The sequence below is a fragment of the Chitinophaga sp. genome (assembly GCF_036566945.1).
GTDB lineage: Bacteria > Bacteroidota > Bacteroidia > Chitinophagales > Chitinophagaceae > Chitinophaga.
The window spans coordinates 1-3,781 of sequence record NZ_DATCVJ010000396.1 but is presented as its reverse complement, the minus strand read 5'-3'; the positions used below and the strand labels follow the sequence as shown (position 1 = coordinate 3,781).

Here is a 3,781-nt window from a genome sequence, read left to right as displayed (position 1 = left end):
GTCAGGTTACCGGACTCGCCATAGGCAGCACGGAACTTCAACAGGTTCCACCATTTGGAAACAGATGATTTTTCCCAATAGTCGGTGCCAGACAATACGTAACTACCGCTTAACTTGGTATAGAGCTGATTCCTTTGATCTACACCAAATACGGAAGACCCATCTACACGAAGTGCACCGGTTACAAACAACTGGTTGCGGTACTTGAAATTCTGCTGAATAAATTCTCCGGAAATAGACATCTCGGTGCGCTGATCAGCCCCCGGGATGATGGTAGTTGTTCTGTCGGCGGTTTGTACGAAAGGCGGCACGCCTCTACCTTGTTCCAATGTATAGTGCATACGTTGGTACTGCACAGAATAACCTACCTGTGTAACAGAAGTTAGCTTGTCGTTGATATCCCAGTTATAGGTAGCATTCAGATCGTGATTGATCAGGAAAGAATTATTATTACCGGCGCTGGCATAACCATTCTGCGCCGGATCCAGGCTGGGCCCCCCACCAAAAAAACCAGGGCTTACAGAATAAGCAAAGGCGGGCATCAGCGTAGTTCCTTCCTGGTTGTAGTTATCTATTCCCAGCCGGTAGTCTACCGTCAGGTTTTTGATAGGCCGCAGCTTAATGCCGGCGCCGGCAATCACTCGTCCTACATGTTGCTGCTGTTGAAAATCTTCAATTACAGACGCCGGATTTACGCGGCCACGTTCTCCTACTTTCAGCAATTGCCCCAGGCCATTGCGCTGCTGTATATCGTAATAGTTACCGATGATAGTAACCGAATTCATAGGAGAATAAAAAGTGTTACCATCGGGCTTTTCATTTGATTTGCTGTACACGTAGTTCAGACTGGCATTAAAGCTGATCCAGCTATTCAGCTCCTGGTCGAGGTTGATGCGGAAGCTATAACGACTAAAATCTGTGTTTCTCACAATACCCTGATTATACAGGTAACTGGCAGAAGCATAGTATTTGGTTTTGTCTTTGCCGCCTGCTACAGAAACATTATTGTCGGAACCAACGCCTGTACGAAAAATATAGTCCTGGTAATCGTATCGTTTTACCGGTGTGGTGCTGACGATCGTTGGCGTCAGGATATTTTGTGTAGAGTCATCGGGAGAACCCCCAAACTTAAGCGGGGCTTCATTCACCTCTAATTTCTTCCGAAGCTGGTTGACAGAAAAAGTAGTCGAAAAATTTACGACCGGCGCTCCGGTGCTACCTCTTTTGGTAAAGATCTGTACCACCCCGGCGTTGGCGCGGGAACCGTAGATGGCGGCAGCAGCAGCGCCATTCAGGACTTCTATTCTTTCTATATCTGCCGGGTTAATATCCGACATGCGATTTTGTCCAACGGCGCCCACAAAGTTATCACCGGTAGAACCGGTTCCATAACTGGGATCAGCGTTGGTAACGCGGGTAGTTGAGTTGTCGATGATCACCCCATCAATAATATACAAGGGTTCTGTAGATCCTGATATAGTACTGATACCACGGAGTTTTACGGAGATGCCTCCTGCAGGGTCACCGGAATTCTGCGAGATTTGCGCACCGGCGGTTTTGCCTTGCAAGGCTGCCAGTACATTTCCCGTCCCTCCTTTGCTTAATTCATCTGCTTTTACAGTACTGATGTAGTTACCCAACTGACGCCGGGTAGTTCCTTCTGAAGTACCTGTTACCACTATTTCATCCAGCTTGGATACAGAGGTAGTCAGTTGTATATTTTGTGTATAAGCTCCTGCCGCATCACTTACTACCAGCACGCTTTCTTTGGGCGAATAACCAATACCTGAAAAAGACAGCGTATAGTTACCGGGTTGCAGATTTGCACTGAGGGTATAACGCCCCTCTCCATCTGTTTTAGTACCCAGTTTTGTGTTTTTGACAATCACCGTCATCCCCGGAAGCGGCGTGTTTTGTTCGTCAGTGATCCGGCCGGAAATCTTCACCTGTCCTATTGCGGAAAGGGCCAGGCAATTCATGAATAGCAACAGCACAAAGGACCGGCCTTTGGCCATGCTCGTTATTAAAAATAGGCGCATAAAAAAGGTTTAATGAGATGGGTTTGGTTGATTACAGTTAATGGTTTCTAAGCAAAAACAATCCATGCTATTGAGTTTGGTCCGATTCAGTTGTCTTTTCTTTTTCCTAAATAAATACATCAATGTGGGTAACAAAGCAGGTAGACAAAAGTTTAAATCATTTGTTGCAATAATATTTTCCACTTTACTTTAATACTTTCTCCAACGTATCAAAATGGTATCCTCTCTTTTTGAGTGTGGTAATGAGTGTTGATAATTTGTTGTAAAATTTATCGGTGCGTTGCGGGTCTGTGCCTATATGGATTAATAATAAAAATCCGTTTAAGCCGCCCGGGTGACTATTTTCATATGCAATAACCGCATTATAAATATCTGCTGAAGAACGGTACTTTTTGCCCATTTCCGGATAGGTATAATCCGCATTTGAACCTGTGCCAGGTGTAAAATTAACAAGCCGTCCTCCCGCTGCAGACGTCCATGCGACGATGCTGTCGTTATACCATTCGTAGGCAGGCAAAAACCAATGCGCCGATTTCCTGGCAATGCCGGCGGCTTCCATACTTTTATAATTGGCGGCCAGATCTTCGAGGAACTGTGTTTTCGTGACCAACAGACTATCGCGGTGTTGCCAGTCGCAATACAGCAAATGCTGATCTCCATGCGGACCGAGATAATGCCCATCTGCTTTCAATTGTTGGATCAATGTCTGCGTGGCTGATTGACGATAAAATTTTCCGGTAAAGAAAAAAGATGCAGGTATTTGCTGTTGCCGTAGTGTAGCGCGTATCACCGGTCCTCCGTCTGCGAATTCATCTCCCGTAAAAACAAGTGCCAGCTGTTTACGGCTGCTATCGCCACGGATAATACCCCCATGATCGTATTGTCGTTTTCCGGCCCCTTCCTGCGCTTTTGCTGCCAACAGGTATACAAAGGAGGCGGTACCATCCATGGTGGGCTCATTGGTGCTGTAATCGCCTGCATCGTCATGATATACCGCCAGGTCACTCTGAAAGGCGGCATATTCATCCGGATTTGATAAACGTATACCGATTAAATTTTTGTAGATATTGGTATAAACAGGCCCATCCACCAATCCACCATCTATCGGGTAATGCCCGATAACAGAAAATGCGGAATGTGGGTCCTCGGGCGTATCTCCATGGGCAGGTAATCCATATACCATAGCGGTGCCCCATGGATTACAGCCAAACAGCCAGTCGATGTTGGCCTGCTCCAATGCAGCAAACGTTTTGTTGCCACTTAGTTGCCGGTACCAGTAACATTGGATCGCAAATGCAGCAGTGAGATTATTACTGCACCAGATAAAAGGCACACCGCGATAAAAAGCATTGTGCCGTGCCCTGTTCCATACTTTTTCAATACCTGTTTTATAGTAGCTGATCAGCTGTTGCTGCTCTGCACCGCTGCTTTGTTGCGCCAGCGCATAATGGCCAGGGTTAATAAAAGGATACCATTGGTAATGATTGGCGGTATCTGCTCCCAGCCAGGGCGTTACTTTTTCCTGTTGTGCATAATCCCAGGCGGCCTGCCGGTATTTTTTTTCCTTGGTAACAGGGTACAACGCCGCTGCCGCTAGTTCCATATCATCGGTCCAGTTATCTTCTGCATAAATATAGGGAGAGAGCGTAGAAGCGGTTTGACAAACACCTGGTTGCCGCAATCCCATACGGTAAGCAGATAATGCGCGCTTTTTCAGCAATTGCGAGTAGGCGGTATCCGTT

2 protein-coding genes are annotated in these 3,781 nt (G+C 46.5%); both read right to left on the bottom strand.

Translation table 11 applies throughout. From position 1 onward, the window contains the following. The coding region (locus tag VIP81_RS11690) for a SusC/RagA family TonB-linked outer membrane protein (RefSeq protein WP_331960256.1) at window positions 1-2,039 on the bottom strand (2,039 nt) is incomplete at its 3' end. A 184-nt stretch (window positions 2,040-2,223) separates the two neighbouring features. After that, window positions 2,224-3,781 (bottom strand): glycoside hydrolase family 9 protein (locus tag VIP81_RS11685; RefSeq protein WP_331960253.1); only part of this gene is annotated, 1,558 nt, incomplete at its 5' end.